We start from the raw sequence: 24120 nt of genomic DNA on the forward strand, positions 1-24120 counted from the left end.
AGGTCGGCGCATTGTGCGCCGGCCACGGGCGGCGGCGCGGCTGGCGGCGCGAATCGGTTGGCAGCGGCGCGCAGTGTTTCAGCGGCTTTAAGCCAAAAAGTCCTCCAGCGCAATAAGCACTAGGGCATATTGCTATTATTTTAATAGCGATGGCGGCAGCGGCGATGGCGGGTGCTGCCGCCGCCACCCGGCCGCCATCGGGCCGGCATCACATGCCCAGCGATTTCAGCAGGTCGTCCGTGTCGCTGGACGAGACGCCCGCGGGCACCGGGGCGGCGGGCTGGGCCTGGCCGGCCTGGGCGATGAGTGCGTCCGGATCGGGCGCTTCCTGCGGCTCGAAGTCGTAGAGCTTGATGAACTCGGTGCGGTCGATCGCCAGCTCCAGATAGAAGATGTGGTTGCTGGCCGTGTAGAAGGTCACGCGGCGCGCCTCGGGCTTGTCCAGGTTGGCGTCCACGCTCAGCATCACCTGCTTGTTCAGCGCCAGCATCTTGGGCTGGTTCTGCGTGATGTGGGTCTGCAGTTCGCGGCGCACCTTGCCGGTGAAGTCGCCCACCACCTGGTTCATCAGCTCGCCCATCACGTTGGACACTTCGTCGGAGGTGTAGGAGCTGGCCAGATCGTCCTTGGACATGCCCATGCTCAGCAGGTAGCTCTGGTAGAGCTCCATCGCCGCTTCCTTCGAGAAGTTGATGATCACCAGGCCCGAGAACCCGCCGTCGAACAGCACGAAGCAGCCGATGTCGGGGCGCAGGCAGGTCTTGGTGATGCGCTGCACCATGCCGGAGTAGTGGATGGGGCTCTGCGTGGCCACGCTGAGCACGCGGGTCACCGAGTTGCAGAGGCTGATCAGCAGGTCTTCGGTGCCGTAGACGATGGAAGGGGTTTGTGCGCTCATGGTGTGCAGGGAGGAGAAAGAGGTGGGCGGGCGTGCGGTGAACGGGGCGAAGGGGCGGTGCGGAAAGTGGAGGGGAGGGTCGGGGCGGTGCGGTGCGAAGAAAGTTGGGCGCGGTGCGGTGCCGTTCAGCGGTCCTGGCCGGTGTCGGAGATGCGCCGGGCGTACACGGCCAGCACGATGCGTTCGGAATGCACGAGGTATTGGTTGAGCTGGGCCGAGGCCTCCTGCAGATTGCCGGCCTCGAACAGCTCGACGATCTTCACGTTCATGTCCAAATAGGGCGCATGCAGGAACTCCAGGTCGTTCAGCAGGCCGAAGGCCAGGCGCAGTTCGGCCAGGATGTGCGAGAACATCACGTTGAGCCGTTCGCTGTCGGCCAGCTCGACGATGGCCATGTGGAACTCCATGTTGGCCGTGCCCACGCCCTGCCAGTCGCCGGCCTCGCGGCAGCGCAGTGCCGTGTCGACGGCTTCGCGCAGGTGCTTCTTGGCCGGATGGCGGGGGTAGGCCTGGGCGAGTGCCTGGCATTCGATGAGCCGGCGCACGCGGTAGATGTCGATGATCGACGCGATGCCGGGCACCGCCACCGACACGCCGCGGTTGGGCTCGTGCCGCAGCAGACCTTCCTTGGTCAGCAGGCGAAACACCTCTCGCAGCGTATTGCGGGAGATTTGGAGGTGTTCGCTCAGAGCCGCCTCCGACAGCCGCTGGCCCGGCGCGAATTCCCCTTGCACGATTTTCTGTCGCATCTGTTCAGCGATGCGGTCAGAGAGGCTGAGTGGAGCGTCGGGCGGGCAGGTCATGGGGCGTTGGTGGGCGCAATGGGGTGATGAAGTGTATCCGTGGCCATTTCGTGCCCCGCAGGTCCGCGCACCGCACTGGCGCAAAAGATGCACTGAGATGGCACATGCTGAGGGTAACTACCAGTCGCTGCTGGCGTATTTATTGTTCAACAATGCAACTCCTCCGGGGTGGTGATCGCTTCATGATTGAAGAGTGATGGCATGCATTTTGCTTGATTAGATTGCCTTTGCTCAGGCATAGGTTGGAGCTTTGGCTTGAATGATCGGTTCGATGCTGTCTCGGTGATGTCGGGCCTGCGCGGACATACCCACCCTTGGTTTTTTTGTGTTTTTTTAGGAGTCATTTTCATGAAACGCAGCCTTTTGTCGCTTGCTCTGGTCGTTGCCGGCGTCGCCCATGCACAAGTGAAGTGGGATTTGCCGACAGGATATGCCGCAAACACGTTCCAGACGCAGAACAACCAGCAGTTCGCCAAGGAAGTCGATGAGCTTACGGGTGGCAAGCTGAAGATCACGCTGCACCCCGGTGGTTCGCTGTACAAGGCCAACGAGATCAAGCGAGCGGTGCAAACCGGGCAGGTACCGTCGGCAGAGTTCATCCTGTCGGGTGCAGCCAATGAAAATCCGCTGTTTGGCGTGGACTCGGTGCCCTTCTTGGCAACCTCGTATGCCGACTCCTGGCGCCTGTACCAGGCGGCCAAGCCTGCCCAGGAAAAGCTGTTGGCTTCCCAGGGCATGAAGCTGCTGTTCAGCGTGGCGTGGCCCGGTCAGTCGCTGTATTCGAACAAGCCCATTCAGGCACCGGCGGACTTTGTAGGGACCAAGATGCGCGCGTACAACCCCGCCTCGACCCGCATTGCCCAGTTGCTCAAGGCGCAGCCCGTAACGATCCAGCTGTCCGAGTTGGGCCAGGCATTGGCCACGAACACGGTCAACAATTTCCTCACGTCGTCTGCGAGTGGCGTGGAAAGCAAGCTGTATGAACAGGTCAAGTACTTCTACACGGTCAATGCCTGGCTGCCTCGCAATGCCACGGTGGTGAACCAGAAGGCTTTCGACAGCTTGGACAAGGCCACGCAGGACGCGGTATTGAAAGCGGCCGCCGCCGCAGAAAAGCGCGGCTGGGAGACCAGCGAGCGCCTGGATAAGGAGTACCTCAAAGAGCTGGCCGCCAAGGGGATGGTGATTGCCGAGCCATCGGCTGCATTGAAAGCTGAGTTCGCCACCATCGGGAGCACGATGACCGATGAGTGGGTGAAAGTAGCCGGTGCGGACGGCAAGGCCATCGTGGACGCATACCGCAAGCGCTGATGCTGCGCGCACCGGGGGTCTGTGGCCCTCGGTCGCCCTATCCCACGGCGAACCCGCTGCGCCGTGGGCCGTTCCCCCTCTCTCTTCTTTTTTAACGCACCGCATACGCCAGGATTCCGCCATGGGCCAACTCGTCCGTCATTTGTACCGCCTGCTCATCGGACTCGCTTGCGTGTCCATGGTGGCTGCCTTTGTCATTGTGTGTCTGGGCATTTTGGCCCGCCAAGTCACTTTCATCGACATTCAGGGCTTGGATGCCTACGCTGGCTATGCCATTGCGGCGGCCTTGTTTTTCGCATTGCCCACCGCGCTCATGCATGGGGACCACATCCGCGTCACGCTGCTGCTCGACCGCATGGGCCCTCGCATGCGCTCGGTGTTTGAGTGGGGTGCGCTGATTGCGGCGCAGGCCCTGACCGGCTACCTGGCCTGGTATGCCGTGCGCAGCGTCTGGCTGTCATACATCACCCACGATGTCTCGCCCTCTGCCGATGCCACGCCGCTGTGGATTCCGCAGTTGTGCATGGCCGTTGGCTGCATTGCGTTTGCGCTGGCTTTTTTGGATGCGATCGTGGCGCGCCTGCGCGGTCGTGAATGGTTCATCGCTGGCCCCGGTTCAGTGGCCGAGTAACTTGAGGAAGACATCATGGACATGATGATTGCCGCGGTGTTGATCGTGGCCCTGCTGGCCGTGCTCGGCGCAGGGATGTGGATTGGTCTGGGTTTGTTGGCGGTGGGTCTTGCGGGCATGGAGCTGTTCACCAGCCGCCCGGCGGGCGACAGCATGATGCTGACCATCTGGGGGGCTACCTCTGCCTGGACCCTGACCGCTTTGCCGCTGTTTCTGTGGATGGGTGAAATTCTCTTTCGCAGCAAACTGTCGGACAGCATGTTCCGGGGCCTGGCGCCCTGGGTGGACAAGCTGCCTGGCCGGTTGCTGCACACCAACGTGGTGGGCTGCACCATCTTCGCCGCCATCTCGGGGTCGTCGGCTGCCACCTGCGCCACCATCGGCAAGATGACCTTGCCCGAACTGAAAAAGCGCGGTTACCCCGATGCCATGGCGGTTGGTACCCTGGCGGGCGCTTCTACGCTGGGGCTGCTTATCCCGCCGTCGATCATCATGATCGTCTATGGCGTTGCGGCCAACGTGTCCATCGCCAAGCTCTTTTTGGCAGGCGTTCTGCCGGGGCTGATGCTGGCAGGGCTCTTCATGGGCTACATCGCCATATGGGCGATGTTCCATCGCGATCAGGTGCCTGCTTCGGACATGACCTTTACCTTCATGCAGAAGGTGTACGAGTCGCGCCACCTGATTCCGGCGGTGATTTTGATCGGTCTGGTGCTGGGGGGCATCTATAGCGGTGTTGCCACGGCCACCGAAGCGGCGGCGCTGGGTGTGGCCGGCGCGCTGGGGCTGGCCGCGTGGGAGGGGTCTTTGAGCTGGCAGAAGTTCAAAGAAGGCCTGATCAGTGCCTGCCGCGTGTACTGCATGATCGGTCTGATTCTGGCGGGCGCGGCTTTCTTGACGCTGGCCATGGGTTTCATCGGCTTGCCGCGCCACCTGGCCGAGTGGATTGGGTCTTTGCACCTGTCGCCCTTTGCGCTGCTGATGATGTTGACGGTGTTCTTCATCGTGCTGGGATGCTTCTTGGACGGCATCTCCATGGTGGTGTTGACCATTGCCGTCTTGCTGCCCACGGTCGAGGCCGCGGGCTACGACCTGATCTGGTTCGGCATCTTCATCGTGCTGGTTGTCGAGATGGCGCAAATCACGCCGCCCGTCGGGCTGAACCTGTTCGTCATACAGGGGCTGACCAAGCGCGACATCGGCTGGATCGCGCGGGCAGCCGCACCGATGTTCTTCGTGTTGCTGGCGGCCGTGCTGGCGCTGTACGCATTTCCCGGCATCGTGCTCTGGCTGCCGTCTCAGATGTAGATCGCAGCACCGCTGAGGTCTCTGGTTCAAGGGGGCTCAGTGCGTTGCCCGCCCGCGCGACCAATGCTCGGGGGGCGTGATGGGCTCGTCCTTTGGCCTCACATTCGAATGCCGACAGGGTCGAGCCTGCGGCTGCCGTTGCCCGCGCCCAGCGGGAACGCATCGGATGGCATTGACATCATCAAGGGTTTTTCATGGACAGTCTTCTTTCTTTGGATCTTCGATCTGCATCGCTGGCTTTGCCTGCCGTGGAAGGTACGAAGCAGATACCTCGGGAGCCCAGGGGGCCGGACGACAGCCAGACTGACCCGCGCCGCACCCGAATGCGTTGGACCGTGGGGGTGAAATTGGCGATGGGGTTCGGCGTGTTGACATTGGCCGTATGTGTGTTGGGTGTGGTCAGCTGGATGTCTGGACAGACCACATCCCGGCAGGCCCAGGTGTTGGTGCGCGAGTTGTTGCCGCTGGAGCGCATGGTGCGCGACTGGAAGACGCAGTCGGTGTTGATGGGGCAAATCGCGCTGCGTGCCACGATTTCTACCGACGTGTTTCCGCTGGTGGCGGAAATGCGTGTGCAGCAAGACCAGGACACGGCCCGGGTCAGCGGGGTAGAGCAGGCCATGGCCCAACCCAGCGTGCCGGAGCCGGTTCGCGTTGCGCTGCGCGCAGCGATGGAGCAGCGTGCGACCTATGCACGCCTGCGCGATGCACTGATGACCGCTTCGCTCGAATCCAAAGTGATCAGCCAGCGTGAGCTGCAGGGGCATGCAGAGGCACTGGCCGCTTACCTGAAAGCCCTGGATGTGTTTCTGGCCCAGACTGAACGCGCAGCGCTGGAGGGCTCCGAAGCCATGGTGGGCGAATCGCAGCGTGCCCAGTGGGTCAGTGCCATTGCGGTCGTGTTTGTGGTGGTGCTTTCGGCACTGTGCAGTTGGCTGCTGCGTCGCTCCATCGTGCGGCCGCTGCAAGAGGCCAGCGCTGCCGCTGCCCGTGTGGCCGGGGGCGACTTGACCGTGCGGCTGCAGGCGCGCTCCGACGATGAAATTGGGGACTTGCTGCAAACACTCGATCAGATGGCGCGGGCCCTGCACCATGTGGTGCAAGAGGTACGCAGCGCCGGTGCGTCCATTCACACGGCCAGTGCAGAGGTTGCGGCGGGCAATGGAGACCTGAGCGGGCGCACCGAGGGCGCGGCGGCGCACCTGCAGCAAACTGCGGCGAGCCTGGAGCAATTGGCCGCTACGGTGGACGGCAACGCACAACAGGCCCGCCACGCCGACCAACTGGCGCAAGAGGCCGCCCGGGTGGCCCATCGAGGGGGCGATGTGGTGCAGAAAGTGGTGCGCACGATGCAGGACATCCACCACAGCAGCCAGCGCATCGCCGACATCATCGGCGTCATTGACGGCATTGCGTTTCAGACCAACATTCTGGCGCTGAATGCGGCGGTGGAAGCCGCGCGCGCTGGCGAGCAAGGTCGGGGTTTTGCCGTGGTGGCCAGTGAGGTGCGCAGTCTGGCCGGGCGCAGCGCCGAAGCGTCCAAGCAGATCCGGGACTTGATACAGAGCAGCGTGGTTCGCGTGGACGAGGGGGCCGAGCTCGTGGCCCGGGCAGGCGCCACGATGTCCGAAGTGGTGGTCAGCGTTGCCCAACTGACGCAAATCCTGTCCGGCCTGAGCGCTGCCAGCCTCGGGCAAAGCGATGAAATCGCCCAGGTCAGTCTTGCGGTGACTGCCCTGGACGAAGTCACCCAGCAAAACGCCGCGTTGGTGGAGCAAGGTGCTGCAGCCGCCCAAAGCCTGCAGGACCAGGCCATCCGGCTCAATGTCGCCATGGGGCGGTTTCATTTAGGCACCCAGCCGTCGCACGGGTAATTGTTGGCAAAACGCATGGCGCATGGGCGATGGCGCGGCCATGCCGGACATCGTGAGCAGCGCCAACGTGGCCTGCGGCTTCCATGCGGGCGATGCCACCGGCATCCTGCGCACGCTGCGCGATGCCAAGGCCCGCGACGTGGTCCGGCAGGCACGCGATGTGACCACCGCACTGCGCGAGGTGGACGAAGCCTTCGCCGACCGGGCCTACCAGCCCGCCGGCAAGCCGGTGTCGGAGATGCGCCGGGCGTACACGGCCAGCACGATGCGTTCGGAATGCACGAGGTATTCGTTGAGCTGGGCCGAGGCCTCCTGCAGCTTGCCGGCCTCGAACAGCTCGACGATCTTCACGTTCATGTCCACATAGGGCGCGTGCAGGAACTCGGGGTCGTTCAGCAGCCCGAAGGCCAGCCGCAGTTCGGCCAGCACGTGCCGGAACATCACGTTCAGCCGTTCGCTGTCGGCCAGCTCGACGATGGCCATGTGGAACTCCATGTTGGCCGTGCCCACGCCCTGCCAGTCGGACGACCCGCGGCAGCGCACCGCGGTATCGATCGCTTCGCGCAGGTGCTTCTTGGCGGGATGGCGGGGGTAGGCATGCGCGATGGCCTGGCACTCGATGAGCCGGCGCACGCGGTAGATGTCGATGATCGACGCGATGCTGGGAATGGCCACCGACACGCCGCGGTTGGGCTCGTGCTTGACGAGGCCTTCCTTGGTCAGCAGGCGGAATACCTCGCGCAGCGTATTGCGCGAGATCGCCAGGCTTTCGCTCAGGGCGGCTTCCGAGAGTCGCTGGCCGGGCGAGAACTCTCCCTTGACGATCTTCTGGCGGATGAGCTCGGCCATCCGTTCGTTCAGGGTCTGGGCGTTCGTGGGGGTTTCGATGGTCATGCCTGGCAGTCGAGGCGCATCGGGCGGCACGTCGTGCGGCAGCGGAATGCGGGTTCCACACTTTGTAGCAGATCAGCCATCCCGCAAAAATCCACCCTGTGGAATGCGGCATTCGAATGCCCTTTTCCTAGGGTTTGTCCGGGGCGGGGTGATTCCCTGTTGTTGGGCAAAATCGGCAGATCGTGAAACAAATTGGTGAATTTTGTTGCCTCATTGCTTATGCATTGTTCAACAATGGTGATATTTTCAAAGGTCGATCACCGATTTGTTGTTCATCGATTGGCATGCAACTTGCGTTGTGTGCGGAGCCGGTCCAGACCGAGCCAGGGCAGCAGCTTTCATTGCCCTGGCGCTTTCCGAACCGGCAAAGGGGTCCAACGGTCTGCCACACCTCTTCCTGCTCCGGCAGCGAAGAAGAAGGAACCGGGCAGACCAAGGCTGTATGTATTCAAGGAAGTTCAAGATGCAAAACGTAGTCAATCTGTGGCCGCTCATCGGGGTGGCGGTCATCATCGCGGGGTTCATCCTGCGGTTCAACCCGATGCTGGTGGTGATCGTCACGGCGATCGCCACCGCGTTCGCCGCCGGGTTTCCGATCGACAAGATACTGGCCACCATCGGTACCGGGTTCATCAAGACGCGCAATCTTCCGTTGATCATCCTGCTGCCCCTGGCGGTGATCGGCCTGCTGGAGCGCCACGGCCTGCGCCAGCATGCACAGAACTGGATCAGCAGCATCAAGTCGGCCACGGCCGGCCGCCTGCTCATCGTCTATCTGGGTGCCCGCCAGCTCACGGCCGCCATCGGCCTGACCAGCCTGGGCGGCCATCCCCAGATGGTGCGCCCCCTGCTGGCCCCCATGGCCGAAGGCGCCACCGAGGCGCGCTACGGCAAGCTGCCGGACCGCATCCGCCACAAGCTGCGCGCCTTCTCCGCCGCGACCGACAACGTGGGCCTGTTCTTCGGCGAAGACATCTTCGTGGCCTTCGGCGCCATCGTGCTAATGAGCACCTTCCTGCATGAAGCCGGGGTGGATGTCGAGCCGATCCACATCGCGCTGTGGGGCATTCCCACCGCCGTCTGCGCTTTCTTGATCCATGCCTGGCGCCTGAATCGCCTGGACCGCACGCTGGCCCGCGAACTGGCAGCGCACGCTGCCGCCGAATCCGCTGCCGGCAACGGCGCCGCCACCGTGTCCGGTGCCAAGGGAGCATGAGCATGACGCTGACCATCCAACACCTGTACTACCTCGTCGGCGCGATCCTGGCCGTCACCGCGGTGACGACCGTGGCCGACCGCAGCAACCCCAAGCGCTTTTCCAGCGGCTTGTTCTGGGCGCTGTATTCGCTGGTCTTCCTCGTCGGCGACCTGCTGCCACCCATATGGGTGGGCATCGGCGCCGTGATCATGGCCGTCATCGCCGGCTTCGGCGGCGTGGGCTCGGGCAAGCACGCCCCCCGCACCCCGGCCGAATACCAGACCAGCGCCAAGCGCCTGGGCAACCGCCTCTTCATTCCCGCCCTGGCGATTCCGGTCATCACGATGATCGGCACCCTGTCGGCCAAGCACCTGATGGTGGGCGGCGTGCCGCTGATCGATCCCAAGAACACCACGCTGGTGAGCCTGGGCGTCGGCTGCGTGCTGTCCCTGGCGCTGGCCTGCTGGCTGACCCGCGAGAGCCCCGTGCAGGGCCTGCGCGAATCGCGCCGCCTGACCGACGCGCTGGGCTGGGCCCTTGTGCTGCCGCAGATGCTGGGCATGCTCGGCCTGGTGTTCTCCGATGCCGGCGTGGGCAAGGCCGTGGCGTACATCACCACCAGCTACATCAACATGGACATCCGCTTCGTGGCCTGTGCCGTGTACGTGATCGGCATGGCGCTCTTCACCATCATCATGGGCAACGGCTTCGCCGCCTTCCCGGTCATGACGGGTGGCGTGGGCGTGCCGATTCTGCTGGGCGTGTACCACGGCGACCCCGCCGTGATGGCCGCGATCGGCATGCTCTCGGGCTACTGCGGCACGCTGCTGACCCCGATGGCCGCCAACTTCAACATCGTGCCCGCCGCGCTGCTGGAGCTGCCGGACAAGAATGCGGTCATCCGCGCGCAGGTGCCGACGGCCCTCGCGCTGCTCACCTGCAACGTGTTCCTGTTGTACTTCCTGATGTTCCGCTGACGCAAGAAAGCAAGAAAGGTCGCCACGTGCCAGATGCCGTCCCCTTCCATGTGCTCGTCACGGGCTTCGAGCCCTTCGAGCGCGATACGGTCAACCCCAGCTGGGAAGTGGCGCGCGCGCTGGACGGCTGGCAGCACGGTGGCGCCACCGTGCAGGCCGAGAGGCTCCCCTGCGTCTTCGGCAAGGCCGCCCAGGCGCTCGACGAGGCGCTGGCCCGCTGGCAGCCTGCCCTGGTGATCTGCCTGGGCCTGGCCGGTGGCCGCACCGAGGTGTCGATCGAACGCGTGGCGATCAACCTGGACGATGCCCGCATCGCCGACAACGCCGGCCAGCAGCCCGTGGACACCGCCGTGGTGCCCGGGGCGCCGGCCGCGTACTTTTCCACGTTGCCCATCAAGGCGATCGTGCGCGACCTGCGGGCCGAAGGCTTGCCTGCGGCAGTGTCCAACACGGCCGGCACCTTCGTTTGCAACCACCTTTTCTACGCGCTGATGCACCGGCTGGCCCAGCAGGCGGGCGGCGCAGCGGCCAGGCAGCCTCCCGCGCGCGGCGGCTTCATCCACGTGCCGTATCTGCCCGAGCAGGCGGCGCGGGTGCCGGGTGCGCCCAGCGTGGCGCTGGACACGCAGGTGCAGGCGTTGCGTGCGGTGATCCGCACCGCGCTGGCGGTGCACCAGGACGTGCGCGAGACGGCAGGCCAATTGCACTGACGGCGGCAGCGACGACTGCCCGAACGCGATCCGGGGCGCTGCAGCCAGCGCCCGTGGGTTGGAGAAATCTGATGTAGATAGCGGCGGCACCGACCGCCAGGAGAACGACGATGAAAATGGATCTGAACAGCGACCTGGGCGAGAGCCTCGGCGCATGGCGCATGGGCGATGACTCGGCCATGCTGGACATCGTGAGCAGCGCCAACGTGGCGTGCGGCTTCCATGCGGGCGATGCCGCCGGCATCCTGCGCACGCTGCGCGATGCCAAGGCCCGCGACGTGGTGGTGGGCGCACACGTCGCCTACCGTGACCTGGTGGGCTTCGGACGCCGCAACATGGACGTGGACAGCGCCGACCTCGTGGCCGACGTCATCTACCAGATCGGGGCATTGCAGGGCCTGGCCAAGGCCGCCGGCACCGAAGTGCACTACGTGAAGCCGCACGGCGCGCTGTACAACACCATCGCCCACGATGCCCGGCAGGCGCGCGACGTGATCACGGCCCTGCGCGAGGTGGACGACCGCCTGGTGCTGGTGGCCCTGGCCGGCTCCCCGCTGATCGGCTGGGCGCGCGACGCCGGCCTGCGCGTGGTGGCCGAAGCCTTCGCCGACCGGGCCTACACGCCCGCCGGCACGCTGGTCTCGCGCCGCGAAAGGGGCGCGGTGCTGCACGACTCCGCCCTGATCGCCGAGCGCATGCTGCGCCTGGTGTCCGACGGCGTCATCGAAGCCGTGGATGGCAGCCTGGTTCGCATCGGCGCCGACTCGATCTGCGTGCACGGCGACAGCCCCGATGCCGTGGCCATCGCGCGCCAGGTGCGCCAGCGCTTCGAGCAGGCCGGCGTGACCATCGAGTCCTTCGCGGCGCAGCTGGTGGCGGCATGATGCGGTTCCTCACCGTCAACCTGAATGCGCTCATGGTCGAGCTGGACGATCTCGACCAGACCCTGGCGCTGCTCGCTTCGCTGCGGCGCGACCCCATTGCCGGCATCGAGGAAATGGTGCCCGCAGCCCGCACGATCCTCATCCATTTCCGGCCGACGGTGCAATCGCTGTCCGCCCTGACCGAAGCCATCGCCCGGCGCGACGTGAGCGCCCAGGCCGAGCGCGGCACCACGCTGGTCGAAATCCCCATGCACTACGACGGAGAGGACCTGGCCGAAGTGGCGGGCATGCTCGGCATCACGCCCGAAGAGGTGATCCAGCGCCACACCGGCAGCGAGTACACCGTGGCCTTCACCGGCTTCGCACCCGGCTTCGGCTACCTCACGGGCGGCCACCCCAGCCTGAACGTGCCGCGCCGCACCACGCCGCGCACCCGCATTCCGGCCGGCGCCGTGGGCCTGGCAGGCACCTTCAGCGGCGTGTACCCGCAGGCCAGCCCGGGCGGCTGGCAGATCATCGGCACCACGCCCACCGCCATGTGGGACCTGGGCCGCCCCGTCCCCGCGCTGCTGCAGCCCGGCGACCGGGTGCGGTTTGTGGATATTGCTACAAAAAATATAGCAACATCCCCTAGTGAATCATGCGCTGGAGGCCAAAAAGGCTCTGAGTCCGCTGCACCTGCCGCAGTGCTGCCCGCATCCGATGGCACGCCTGCCGACACGGGCCCCGCGCTCGAAGTGGTGTCGGCCGGCCTGCAGACCCTGTTCCAGGACGTGGGCCGACATGGCCAGGCGGGGCAGGGCGTCTCGGCCTCCGGCGCCATGGATCAGACCGCTTGCAAGGCCGCCAACCGCCTGGCCGGCAATGCCTCCGACGGCGCCTGCCTGGAGACTGTGAACGGCGGCCTGCAGTTGCGCAGCCGCGGCGAGAACGTCGTGGCCGTCACGGGGGCCGATGCGCCCTTGACGTTGACCAATGCAAGTGGCCTGCGCTGGCCCGTGCCGCGCTACCAGCCCATCGCCCTGGCCGATGGCGACACGCTCGCCGTGGGCGAGCCCGTGGCCGGCACGCGCTGCTACGTGGCCGTGCGCGGCGGCTTCGCCGTCAGGCCCGTGCTGGGCAGCTGCGCCACCGACACGCTGGCCCGTGTGGGCCCTGCGGCCGTCGCCAACGGCGACCTGCTGGCCGTGCGGCCCGTGACCGGCAGCGCCGTGGTCGGCGCCCCCGAGGTGCCTCCCGAGGGCCTGCCCACGGTGGACGAAGACATCACGCTCGACGTGGTGCTCGGCCCGCGCACCGACTGGTTCACGCCCGAAGCGGTCGCCTTGCTGGCCGCGCAGCGCTGGCAGGTCACGCCCCAGTCCAACCGCGTGGGCATTCGCCTGGCGGGCGCCGAACCCCTCGCGCGCGCCGTGGGCGGCGAACTGCCCAGCGAAGGCACCTGCATCGGCGCCATCCAGGTGCCGCCGAGCGGCCAGCCCGTGCTGTTCCTGGCCGACCACCCGCTCACCGGCGGCTACCCCGTCATCGGCACCGTCGCGCCGCACCACCTGGACCGCGCCGGGCAGATTCCCGTCAACGCCTGGGTGCGCTTCAACCCGATCTGCGACTTCGAGGCCACCACGCGTGGTGCCGCTGCCTGAGCGGCACCCGTTCGCGCCCCACCGATTACCGCCCCCCATCACCGATTAAAGAGCCCACTGACATGAAAAAAGTCCTCATCGCCAACCGCGGCGAAATTGCCGTCCGCATCGCCCGCGCCTGTGCCGACTACGGCATCGCCTCCGTGGCGGTCTATGCCAACGCCGACATCGACGCCGTGCATGCGCGCATGGCGAGCGAAGCCTATGGCCTGGACGGCGACCGGCCGGCCGACACCTACCTGCACATCGAAAAGCTGCTGGCCATCGCCAAGCGCAGCGGCGCCGACGCGGTGCATCCGGGCTACGGCTTCCTGTCGGAAAGCGCGGCCTTCGCGCAGGCCGTCATCGACGCCGGCCTGACCTGGATCGGCCCCTCGCCCACGGCCATCGCGCGCCTGGGCGACAAGGTCGAGGCCCGCAAGATCGCGCTCAAGGTCGGCGCGCCGCTGGTGGCCGGCACCTCCGAGCCCGTGAACGACGCGAGCGAGGTTCTCGCCTTCGCCGAGCAGCATGGCCTGCCGATCATCATCAAGGCGGCATTCGGCGGCGGCGGCCGCGGCATGAAGGTCGCGTGGCGCATGGACGAAGTGGCCGAGCTGTACGACTCCGCCGTGCGCGAGGCCGTCACGGCGTTCGGCCGCGGCGAGTGCTTCGTCGAGCAGTTCCTGGACCGCCCGCGCCACATCGAGGCCCAGGTGCTGGCCGACACGCACGGCAACGTGCTGGTGCTGGGCACGCGCGACTGCTCGCTGCAGCGGCGCAACCAGAAGCTGGTGGAAGAAGCCCCGGCGCCTTTCATTTCCGAAGAGCAGCGCGCGCGCATCCACCAGTCCGCACGCGATATCTGCGCCGAAGCGGGCTACACCAGCGCGGGCACGGTCGAATTCCTGCTCAGCGGCAACGGCACCATCTCGTTCCTGGAAGTGAACACGCGCCTGCAGGTCGAACACCCGGTGACCGAGCAAACGACGGGTATCGACCTGGTGCTGGAGCAATTGCGCATCGCCGACGGCCACGCCCTCACCGTGACCGAAACGCCCAAGCCGCTGGGCCACTCCATCGAATTCCGCATCAACGCCGAAGACGTGGGCCGGGGCTTCCTGCCCACGCCCGGTCCGGTGCATCACTTCGCACCGCCCTCCGGCCCCGGCGTGCGCGTGGACAGCGGCGTGCAGTCCGGCTCGGTCGTGCCGGGCACGTTCGACTCGCTGATGGCCAAGCTCATCGTGACCGGCGCCACGCGCGAGCAGGCGATCGCCCGCGCCAAGCGTGCGCTGAGCGAGTTCAAGATCGAAGGCGTGGCCTCGGTGCTGCCGTTCCACCGCGCGGTGATCGGCCATCCGGACTTCGTGGGCGGGGAGGGCTTCAAGGTCCACACCCGCTGGATCGAAACCGACTTCGCCCCCGACCTGGCTGCTGCCCTGCGCGCCGAGCCCGTGGCTGATACCACCCTGGTGCGCACCGCGATGGAAATCGACGGACGCCGCGTGTCCCTGGGCCTGCCGCCCGAGTTGCTGCGCGGCCTGCAATCGGCCCCGGGCGGCGCACCTGCCGGTGCGGGTGCGGCCGACAAGGCGACCGAAGACCCGAACGCCGTGGCCGCGCCCATCGCCGGCACGCTGCAGACCTGGAAAGTGGCCGAAGGCGACACCGTGGCCAAGGGCGACGTGATCGCTGTCATGGAAGCCATGAAGATGGAAATGCAGGTCACCGCGCACCGTGCGGGCACCATCGCGCTGCGTGCCGCCGCTGGCAGCTACCACGCAGCCGGCAAAACCATCGCGGACATCCAGGACGCCAAGTAAGCGCGACGAGACGAGACAAAAAGACAAGACAAGAGTGGGGGAGGGGGCGAGGAGCGATGCGCCCAGCCTCGGAACGATGCCTGCATGCCTGGCAGGATTGCTCCTTTATTAATAGCCGCCAGCGCTTATTCATCAAGCGCTGGCGGCTGTTTTTATAGGAGCATTCCGAAATGCCGTTCCGGAGCCTTGGGCCGTGTCATGCCGGCTGTGCTTACCCCGCAGCGATGGAGGGTGTCGAGCCGGTCCAGGAAGCCCGGGGCTTGGCGAATGCTCCCGAGAACGGTAGTCTTCGCGTTCAGCCGTCGCTCCAAAAGACTCCGGTGCCAGAGTGGAGGCAATGATTGAGTATTCATAATTTTTGAATCATTGCGTCAATTCGATTGAAACTTGGCGCATAAAAGGCTCTCTACACTGCGGCCATGCCCGAGTGTTGCAGGGCAACATTCCACCTCACGAAACCGTTTCAAGACCATGACGCCTCCCTTGCCACGATCATCCCGCTACGGGATCACGGCCATCGCCCTGCACTGGATTCTCGGCCTGGCGCTCGTGGGCATTTTCTCGGTGGGCTGGTACATGACGGGGCTGCCCTTCTCTCCCCAGCGGCTGAAGCTCTACAACTGGCACAAGTGGGCCGGCGTGACGATCCTGGCGCTGTCGGCGCTGCGCCTGGTCTGGCGCTTCACCCACCGTCCGCCCGCGTTGCCCGCAGCCATGCAGGCCGCCATGCCCCGCTGGCAGCACCTCGCGCACCATGGCACGCACCATTTGATGTACGCGCTCTTTTTCATCGTTCCGCTCGTCGGCTGGGCCTATAGCTCGGCGGCCGGGTTTCCCATCGTGTTCCTCGGCGTCGTGCCGCTGCCCAGCTTCGTGCCGGTGAGCCCCGAGTTGGCCGAGGCCATCAAGCCCTGGCACGAGATCACGGCCTATGCGCTGGCGGCGCTGGTCGTGCTGCACGTGGCGGCGGTGGTCAAGCACCAGTTCATCGACCGTGACGGCCTGCTGTCGCGCATGCTGCCGGGCCGGGGCTGATGGATCGTTTCGCTGGCCGCGCGGTTGCCGGTTGGTATCGCCCGCACGGTTTTCCCGGGTTTTGGTTTGTTGTTGACTGACGGAGTCCTGTCCATGAAATATTCGATCACCTTGGCGGGCCTTGCGCTGGCCTCCACCGCGCTGCTGGCCAGCGCTCCGGCATTCGCCCAGCAAAAGCTCGTGCCCGAGCAGAGCGAGATCACCTTCGTGAGCAAGCAGATGGGCGTGCCCGTCGAAGGCAGGTTCAAGAAGTTCGACGCCCAGGTGGCTTTCGATCCCGCCAAGCTCGCCACCAGCAAGATCGCCTTCACAGTGGATACGGGCAGCGCCACCCTGGGCGTGAAGGAATCGGACGCCGAGCTGCCCAAGCCGACGTGGTTCAACGTGCCCAAGTTCCCGCAGGCCACCTTCCAGTCCACGTCCATCAAGGCGGTCGGCGCGGGCAAGTACGAAGTGGCCGGCAAGCTCAGCATCAAGGGCGCCTCGCAGGACCTTACCGTCCCCGTCACGCTGGCCCAGAGCGGCGCCACCACCACGGCCACGGGCAGCTTCGCCATCAAGCGCCTGGCCTTCAAGATCGGCGAGAACGAATGGGCCGATACGTCCATGGTGGCCGACGACGTGCAGGTCAAGTTCAAGCTCGCGCTCACCGGCGTGGGCAAGCTGTGACGCTCCCGCTCTGAAGCTCGTCCGGCGCTGCGGCCCGTTCCAGGCAGCGCCTCGGGCTTTCGTTTCCGCCGACCTTTCCCTTGCCGTCCCATCCCGTCAACGTTTTTTGATTTTTCAACCGGAGATACCGACATGCGCAAATCCCTCTTCGCCCTTGCCGTCGTGGCTGCAACCCTGGCCGCTGGCGCCGTGCAGGCCCAGACCGCCACGTATGCCGTGGACCCGACCCACACCTTCGCCACGTTCGAGATCAGCCACTTCGGTGCCAGCGTGAACCGCGGCCGCTTCGACAAGAAGGAAGGCACCGTGCAGCTGGACAAGGCCGCCAAGACCGGCAAGGTGGAGCTGACGATCGACATCACCTCCATCAACACCGGAACGGCACCGTTCGACAAGCACCTGCAAGGCCCGGACATCTTCGACGCCGCCAAGTACCCCACGGCCAAGTTCGTGGGCGACAAGTTCACGTTCGAAGGCGACAAGCTGGTGTCCGTGGCCGGCGAGTTGACCATCAAGGGCAAGACCCAGCCCGCCACCTTCAAGGCGAACCAGTTCGCCTGCTACCAAAGCCCCATGCTCAAGCGTGAAGTGTGCGGCGGCGATTTCGAAACCACCATCGACCGCACCCAGTTCGGTGCCGACTACGGCGTGCAGTACGGCTTCCCCAAGAACGTGCGCATCGTGGCGCAGATCGAAGCCGTCAAGCAGTAAGCCTTCCCTCGCGGCCCTCGGGCTGCGAGCGGCCAGGGCCGGACCCCGCGCACACCGCTGCACAGGGCCGGTCTTTTTTTCATGGGAAGGCTGCCTGCTTGGGGTCTCCGACGAGCCCAGGGCGTGTCTTCTCTTCCCATTTTCAAGACGAACAAGGATGAAACCGGTTTTATGAAAACTCTGATGAATCGATGTGCGCCTGCGGCACGCACCGCGCTGGCACTCGCTGCGATGGTGAGCGCAACGGCTGGTGCATGGGCGGGTGACGAAGCGGCCGCACGCATTCCCGCCATCAAGCTCTACAACACACCCGACCACCGGGCTGCGTTCGTGCGCGGCACGGTGCCTGCGCTGCACAAGATCCAGAGCCAGCAGTTCTGGCTGAGCAACTCGGTGGAGGCCTGGGAACAAAACACCCATCCGGCGCCTCGGCGGCAGTATGTCATTCCGCTGCAAGGAGAATTGGAATTCCGCGTCAGCGATGGTTCCACATTCCGTCTTGCGCCTGGAGTGGTGCTGCTTGCCGAGGACACCGAGGGCGAAGGGCATAGCTGGAAAATGATTTCCAACGATAAAACCTGGGTGCGGGTCTATGTGCCCATGGTGTCTGAAAATGATGAATTCGAACCGCAAAAATAGATTTTTATCAGTTTTATTTAAATTAATGAAATAATTATTAAATCAATTTCAAAATCTCTTCAAAAAAGCCGCTGACTGCATTGAGAAAGTCAAATTTTTACCTATTTGTCCAATGAAAAAAGTGAATCAGCAATGTCATGAAAACGAAATGAATTTCGCTTTCATGGCGGTTTTTTCGCTTGTTAAGACTGAGGTGCTGGGTGTCGAATAAGAATTAATAAAGCTCAAAAGTCTTTGTTAATTACTGAAAGATATTTATGAACACCGTCAAAAAGTCGTCTGTGTCCACTCAGGGTATCCCCTCGTTGCAGAACCCGTCGGGAACCCAGAGTGGCACTCCCACTTCTTCGAAGAAATCTTCATCTTCTAAACTGGGTTCGCACGGGGTCTTTGACGGTTTGCGATCCGTAATGGGTCGTTCAAAAAAATCTACCGCCGTGCCAACGCCTGACAAGAGCGTGACTGTCGCATCGCCTCAGCGGTTCAGCGATGGCAGCGTACGACCCGATTCGCTGATCGCCAAGCGGCAGACTGCAGCCGTGCTACACAACGCGAAAACCGGCACGCCCATCACCACGGGTAATCACTTCGAAATACCGGGCTACGTCATGTCGAGTGGGCTGGACGCGCACAGCGACAGCCACATGCACCCCACCAACTACGTGCAGCGCGGCCTGAACCCGCAGCAATTGCTGAAGATGATGGACGACATCGGCGTGCGCAACACCACGCTGATGCCGATCCCCACGTCGCTGCTGCAAGCCGAGCTGCCCGGTGCCGACGGTGCGACCACCGTCCTCAATCCCCACGAAATTTCCGAACAACTGGGCGGCAGCGAGCATGCCCACCATTGCGGCCCGCTCGAGTTCTACTACGTGCCCAAGTCCATCGAAGACCGCGTGCTGGCCGATCCCGCGCGCGAAAACTCGGCCAGCCGCCCCAAGCTGGACATCGACGATTTCCGCAAGAACCCCGATCTCATCAAGGAAATCGTCAACGCATCCATCCTTTACGTGGACACGGCCGTGAACACCGACATCGCCACGGCCATCAAGAATTCCGGCATGAGCGAGGCGCAGCGCAGCCGCCTCGACCCGATGATCACCGGTCTGCATCTGGGCGACCCCCGCGTGAGCGACCGCCTGCTGCATGAGCTGTACAAGACCAAGGGCACCTTTACCGGCATCGGCGAAATCACGGTGCACAAAGAACTCGTGGAAGACATGTTCGCCGGCGGCAGGCTCCAGGCCAGCACCCAGACTGGCCGCATGGAGCCACTGACGAAGCTGCTGGAAGTCGCCGGAGTGGTCGGCACGCCCGTGGTATTGCACTGCGACATCGACAACCTGCACGACCAGGTGGCGGACTTCAACGGCAAGGGCAAATCCACGGAGGCCCGCCCGCCCGCGAACCTGGAAGGGCTGCGCAAGATGTTCAGCGACCCCCGGGTCAAGGACACCCAGATCGTCTGGGCGCACGGCGGCGGCCTCGGCCGGTTCGTGCAGCAGGGCGAAGGCCACATCGACGCATTGGAGAAATTGCTGAACGACTGCCCCAACCTGAACCTGGACATTTCCTGGAGCGAAGTGGCCAAGCAGATCAGCAAGGACGACCAGTCGCTCACCGCCTGGCGCGGCTTCATCGAAAAGCACAGCGAGCGCATCTCCTTCGGCTCCGACACGCTGGCGCCCAAGGAAACCGGCACCTGGGAAGCCACCAAGAAGATGTACGACGAAGGCCTGTTCCAGGGCATGAGCGCCAAAGCCAAGCACGACGTGCTCAACGGCACCTATGACCGCGTGTTCGTGGCATCGCGCAATAAGGTGCGTGAGTTCGAGCAGAACGTGCTGACCAGGCAGTTCATGGAAACCCACATCACCAATGTCGATGGTGACCCGGTCACGGCCCAAACGCTGAAAGACCTGAAGGCCGCAGCTATGGCCAAGAGCATGCCGCAAGCCGGTGACGACAGTGCCGCTACAGAACCCAAGCGCAGTAAATCGTTAAAGGCAAAGATTGCCAGCAATCTCAAGAAAGCCGTGGGCATCAAATCGTCCAAGAAAGAAGCGCCGCCAACGCCCAAGCCTTCCGTCAAATCTGAAGTAACGCCAACGCCCAAGCCTTCCGGCAATGCCAGCGCAAGTGGCTCCAAATCGGAAATTTCCACGCCGGGCTGGCCGCTTCAAAAGCCTTCGATACAGCAGGCTTTCGAATCGGCTTCGGGCCCCGTCTTTCACGACGATGAAGGCATCGAAAACAGCGAAGACATCGATGACGATGGTCTGCCTTTTGATGTCGTCGATCTGGGCGTGGAGGCCAACCCAAAGTACGAACGCGTCGTCAGCGACGGTTCGAGCGATGTCAAAACCCGGAATGAGAACATTCCCCCTCCAGTGATCAAACCCGAGATAGAGGAGGAGGCCGGGTCCGTGAGCGGCGGTGACGGGGGCGATGATGGCGGCGGCAGCGTGCATACCCGCCAGAATTCCGTCGCATCTTCGTCCACGCAAGAGCCTGCGGTCGACGCACACGCTGGCCAGGACCTGCGGCGGCAAAGTGGCCTGTCCAAGCTGAAGAAGGTCACCGAAGGCATCAAGGAAGGCGCCTTCAAAAACGGCTTCGGCTTCTCGAGCACCACGGTATCGCCGGTGTGGAATCCCTTTCAGAGCAAGGTGTCGTCGGCCAAGCCGAAGCTGGGCAGCTTCGTGGTGCAGGAAGGCGCCGAACCGCCCAAGGTGCCCAAGACGCTGCAGAACGCGGCCACCCGCGTCGGCCGCACGATGCCCCAGGAGGGCGCCGTGCTGCAGAGCCTGAAGAAGGAATCGACCATCAGCGGCGCCATCACGAGCCATTTCAATGGCCCTGCCAATCGGAAGACGGCCTTGCTGGCCAGCGTCATGCAATTGAAAGAGGCCACCGGCATGACGCCGGGAGAAACCACCGTCCTGATCAAGGCGCTGGCTGGCTACAACAAGGACACGGCGCAGGCCGAGCGCATTCTGCAAGCGTTGCCGCAGGTCCGGCTCGTGGATGACTTGCTCAACCCGCGTCCTGCCGAAGAGATCACGGCCGATGTGCAGCTTGCCTGGGCATTCGCGGCTGAAATCGAAGGCCTCAAAGGCGGCAAGGGGCTGGATCTGTTGAGCAAGATCACCGCCAAGCCCGATGGCGCAGCCGAGGGTGCGCCCGCGCTTGCGGCCACGCAGCGCGGCCCCATGCGCGCCTATCTGCGTGCTGCGGCGGAGGTGGCGCGGGCCGCCGGCCAACGCGCTCCAGCGTTGGACCCGGGCAGCATGTTCTCGCACGGCAAGCTCGGTGACGCCGTGCGGGCCACGCCGAATGGCTGGCCAGGCCGGGCGGGTGCGCCCATCGCCAACGGTGCTTCTCTCACCCTGGCGGAAAAAGCGCTGCTGGCCGTGCGCGACGAGCTCGATCCCGCGATCACCGAGATCCACGGCTGCCGCTTCGCCGTGCAGATGGCGCGCGGCGGCATGGTGACGGACAAGGCGCGCAACCCCGACGGCACCAAAAGCGAATTCCAGAAGGTGGAGTCGCGCGCCTCCAAAACCATGGGCATGCACTTGAACCGCGCCATGGCGGCGCCCAGCGGCTTTCAGCGCATCGCCGACACGCTGCGCTACGGAACGCTGCACCACGGCAAAAGCCCGTTCTACGGCTATGACGCCATCGTTTCCTCACGGGGCAAGAACATGGGCTTCGAGCTGTCGCACATCGGCGGCATCCAAGAAGGCCGCGCCATGAAGGACATGGTGGACGTGCTGGAGTCCACCCTCAAAGCCCGTGGCGGCACGGGTGACGGCGCATTGCCCACGGCGCAGAACGCGGTGGCCGGCCAGGCGCTGCTCGATGACCACGGCGCGGGCGGCACCCTGCTGCGGAACATGGTGCGGTCCGAAATCCTTCAGCGCGCCAAGACGGAAGCGCTGCTGCTGCCGCGCCTTGCGCGGGGCGATCAGCTGTCGGAGAGCGCGATCGCGCAGGTCCGCACGGCCGTGCTCACCGCTATCGAGCTGCCTGCATCTTCTTCGGGCACGCCGGAGGTCGAGGAGCAGGTGCAGGAGCTGCTCACGGCGGCTCTTGCCGAACAGAACGTTCCACTCACGCCCGCCCGGCTGTTGGCCTGGGCCGGCGATGCTGGAGGCCCCACCGACGCCGAGTCGGTGCAGGAAATGCGGACCCTCCGCCGCGAAGAGGGCCAGCCGGACTGGAAATCATTCTCGACCGCCTTCGACCGCGTGGCGAACGGGCAGGTCAGTGTCCCGGCCAACACGCCCATCCAGGGGAAAAACCGTGCGGAAACCGCAGAAATCCTTGCTTCCATGATCCGCGGTGAAGAGCTGGGATCGGGCTTTTCGCTGGCCAATGCCGGCAACACGCAGGCCACCACCCGCAACATCTCCGAAGTCATCTCGGGCGTTTTGTCCGGCGCCACCATGTCGGTGCGCGCGGACTTAGGGGGAGGCCGCACGCGCATCGTCTCCTTCGAATCCGGGGTTTCCACGGACCGCAGTTCCTTGCGCATGAGCGTGTCTACCGTGCGGCGCAATCAGGAAGGCGCTGGCGGCTCGCTGGGCTTTCGTCTTGGCAAGAAAGAGGTCGCCTCTTTTTCCGCCTCCGTCGGCGGGGATGCCGGCCACAGCTTCGAACTGCTCGAACAGGAAGGCGCGGTGTTCGGCTTTCCGCGCCACAAGACCGGTGGCGTGGGCGGCGACCGCGACCTGGCCCAGCAAAAGGCGCGGTTGATCAAGCTGTTGATCGGCGTGCCCGACGAAGCAGGGCCTTACCAGGCGCCCGGCAACAAGGAAGACAAAACCTCCCTGGTCAAGCGCGCCTACCAGGAGTTTGGCGATGCCATCTCTATCGGTGCCTTCGAGGTCAAGCAGAAAGACCACCGCTTCACCGGCAGTTCGTCGGCAGGTGCAGGCGCCACCATCGGCAACCTGCGCGTGGGCCTGCCGCAGGAAAGCGTGGCGGGGGAAACGCGCCTGGGCACGCTCGAATACAAAGACACGTCCGGCACGCTCAAGGTCATTCGCGAATCCGAATCCAAGGCGTTCAAAGCCACCGTCACCGGCGCCCTCGCATCGCTGAGCGGGTTGATCGAAGGCGCCACCGCCCCGACGCCCGCCCCGGGCGAAGTGGCAGCCGACGCCGTGACCAGCATGACCTCGCTGGCGGTGGCCAATATCGGCTCGATCGCCACCGATTTCTTCCGGGACGGTGAAACGCGCACCACCACCCGCATCCTGTACGACGACCAGGAACTGCCCACGAGCTTCGCCACCCAGACACTGGTCACCAACAAGGAGTTCGTGAAGAACCTGGCGGCCGACGTCGAAAACTTCGCGGAAGACAAGGCCAAGAAGTTCTTCCCCGCCCGGCACGGTGCAGACCGCGACCATGCCGTGCAGACCGAAAAGAAAATCCTCGGCGAATTCGCCGGCCAGCTGCGCGATCACCGCGACCTGACGGGCACCTCGCAGCTGTATTGGGAGTGGGGGCCCAGCCACGTGGAAGCCAGCAACTTGCTGGAGGCGGACCGCGAACTGTCCGAAAAGCTGGGCGATAAAATCGCCGCCAAACATGCCAAGCGCGACATCGACACGATCCACAAAGACCCTGGCTACCGGGAAGCACGCTTTTTGATCAACGCCAATGAGCAGTCGGCCAGCGATATAAAGGGCGTGAACGGCATGCTGGGTGTGCGCCACGATGTGAGGACGAGCGCGAATGTGCGGTCGTTGAATTTCACCTGAGGTGGCATTGGCTGCGTGGCGCAGGTCTTGGCATCGTTGGTGACGGCAATGTGCGCGTCGCGGAACACCTACAGCACGCGTTGCCGCAGGGCGCTTTCCCGCTCTTGTGGCGACACGTCTTTGGCAAGCACCCGTGTGCGCGCACCGCAGATAGCCTTGCACCTGTGCCAGGTCCAGATGACCGCTCGCAGCGATCAGGCGCAGCGCGTGCAGCAGATCCTCCGCAGCGCCACCGCCGCGCCGCTGGATGCGCGCCGCCAGGTCGTCGGGCGCTTGTCCCAGGCGGCACAGGGCCAGTTCGCTCGCACGCAGCAGGGGCCCTTCCGGCGCGGCGGCGGCGATGGGCGAAATCA

18 protein-coding genes and 1 pseudogene are annotated in these 24120 nt (G+C 64.5%); 16 read left to right on the forward strand and 3 right to left on the reverse strand.

From position 1 onward, the window contains the following. Positions 1-208: 208 nt before the first annotated feature. Positions 209-898 (reverse strand): DUF3334 family protein, encoded by a 690-nt coding sequence (locus tag AVHM3334_RS19330; protein ID WP_284415039.1) that lies wholly within the window; start codon positions 896-898, stop codon positions 209-211. Between the two features lie 125 nt (positions 899-1023). Further along, positions 1024-1701 (reverse strand): GntR family transcriptional regulator, encoded by a 678-nt coding sequence (locus tag AVHM3334_RS19335; protein ID WP_284415041.1) that lies wholly within the window; start codon positions 1699-1701, stop codon positions 1024-1026. Positions 1702-2049: 348 nt separating this feature from the next. Between AVHM3334_RS19335 and AVHM3334_RS19340 the strand changes: the two genes are divergently transcribed. The 5 genes and pseudogenes from AVHM3334_RS19340 to AVHM3334_RS19360 all read left to right on the forward strand — a co-directional run. Further along, entirely contained in the window at positions 2050-3012 is a 963-nt protein-coding gene (locus tag AVHM3334_RS19340) for a TRAP transporter substrate-binding protein (protein WP_284415069.1), read from the forward strand. Between the two features lie 121 nt (positions 3013-3133). Continuing rightward, positions 3134-3643, forward strand: coding sequence for a TRAP transporter small permease (locus AVHM3334_RS19345; protein ID WP_284415042.1), 510 nt, complete (start codon positions 3134-3136; stop codon positions 3641-3643). 15 nt (positions 3644-3658) lie between these two features. Further along, on the forward strand, positions 3659-4951 hold the full coding sequence (locus AVHM3334_RS19350; protein WP_502869947.1) for a TRAP transporter large permease: 1293 nt from the start codon (positions 3659-3661) through the stop codon (positions 4949-4951). Between the two features lie 407 nt (positions 4952-5358). Then, a complete protein-coding gene (locus AVHM3334_RS19355; protein ID WP_284415044.1) occupies positions 5359-6825 on the forward strand; it encodes a methyl-accepting chemotaxis protein in 1467 nt (488 codons plus the stop codon). 22 nt (positions 6826-6847) lie between these two features. Next, positions 6848-6970, forward strand: a pseudogene (locus tag AVHM3334_RS19360) (LamB/YcsF family protein); the annotation flags it as partial. Between the two features lie 62 nt (positions 6971-7032). Here AVHM3334_RS19360 and AVHM3334_RS19365 read toward each other — a convergent pair. Next, positions 7033-7719 carry a GntR family transcriptional regulator gene (locus AVHM3334_RS19365; protein WP_502869948.1) on the reverse strand — a complete coding sequence of 229 codons (687 nt, stop codon included), beginning with the start codon at positions 7717-7719 and terminating at the stop codon, positions 7033-7035. Positions 7720-8182: 463 nt separating this feature from the next. Between AVHM3334_RS19365 and AVHM3334_RS19370 the strand changes: the two genes are divergently transcribed. The 11 genes from AVHM3334_RS19370 (at position 8183) to AVHM3334_RS19420 (ending at position 23767) form a co-directional block, all read left to right on the forward strand. After that, complete coding sequence (locus AVHM3334_RS19370) at positions 8183-8935, forward strand: DUF969 domain-containing protein (protein WP_284415046.1); 753 nt, start codon at positions 8183-8185, stop codon at positions 8933-8935. A 2-nt stretch (positions 8936-8937) separates the two neighbouring features. Further along, positions 8938-9894, forward strand: a complete 957-nt coding sequence (locus AVHM3334_RS19375) for a DUF979 domain-containing protein (protein WP_284415048.1) — start codon at positions 8938-8940, stop codon at positions 9892-9894. Between the two features lie 26 nt (positions 9895-9920). After that, positions 9921-10604, forward strand: a complete 684-nt coding sequence (gene pcp / locus AVHM3334_RS19380; protein WP_284415050.1) for a pyroglutamyl-peptidase I — start codon at positions 9921-9923, stop codon at positions 10602-10604. 110 nt (positions 10605-10714) lie between these two features. Then, positions 10715-11488, forward strand: coding sequence for a LamB/YcsF family protein (locus tag AVHM3334_RS19385; protein ID WP_284415052.1), 774 nt, complete (start codon positions 10715-10717; stop codon positions 11486-11488). Continuing rightward, entirely contained in the window at positions 11488-13131 is a 1644-nt protein-coding gene (gene pxpB, locus AVHM3334_RS19390; protein ID WP_284415075.1) for a 5-oxoprolinase subunit PxpB, read from the forward strand. Before AVHM3334_RS19385 ends, pxpB begins: the two co-directional genes overlap by 1 nt. Positions 13132-13193: 62 nt before the next feature. Continuing rightward, the gene (locus tag AVHM3334_RS19395) at positions 13194-14936 is read left to right on the forward strand and encodes an acetyl/propionyl/methylcrotonyl-CoA carboxylase subunit alpha (RefSeq protein ID WP_284415054.1); all 1743 of its coding nucleotides are present in this window, start codon (positions 13194-13196) and stop codon (positions 14934-14936) included. 471 nt (positions 14937-15407) lie between these two features. Further along, positions 15408-15971: a cytochrome b gene (locus tag AVHM3334_RS19400; RefSeq protein WP_284415056.1), complete on the forward strand. Its 564-nt coding sequence runs from the start codon at positions 15408-15410 to the stop codon at positions 15969-15971. Between the two features lie 93 nt (positions 15972-16064). After that, positions 16065-16640 (forward strand): YceI family protein, encoded by a 576-nt coding sequence (locus tag AVHM3334_RS19405; RefSeq protein ID WP_284415058.1) that lies wholly within the window; start codon positions 16065-16067, stop codon positions 16638-16640. Positions 16641-16772: 132 nt separating this feature from the next. Next, complete coding sequence (locus AVHM3334_RS19410; RefSeq protein ID WP_284415060.1) at positions 16773-17351, forward strand: YceI family protein; 579 nt, start codon at positions 16773-16775, stop codon at positions 17349-17351. A 123-nt stretch (positions 17352-17474) separates the two neighbouring features. Continuing rightward, a complete protein-coding gene (locus tag AVHM3334_RS19415; RefSeq protein WP_284415062.1) occupies positions 17475-17990 on the forward strand; it encodes a cupin domain-containing protein in 516 nt (171 codons plus the stop codon). 437 nt (positions 17991-18427) lie between these two features. Then, positions 18428-23767: an amidohydrolase family protein gene (locus AVHM3334_RS19420; protein WP_284415063.1), complete on the forward strand. Its 5340-nt coding sequence runs from the start codon at positions 18428-18430 to the stop codon at positions 23765-23767. Positions 23768-24120: the final 353 nt, after the last annotated feature.

It is taken from the genome of Acidovorax sp. SUPP3334 (assembly GCF_030159055.1).
Classification (GTDB): Bacteria; Pseudomonadota; Gammaproteobacteria; order Burkholderiales; family Burkholderiaceae_C; genus Paracidovorax.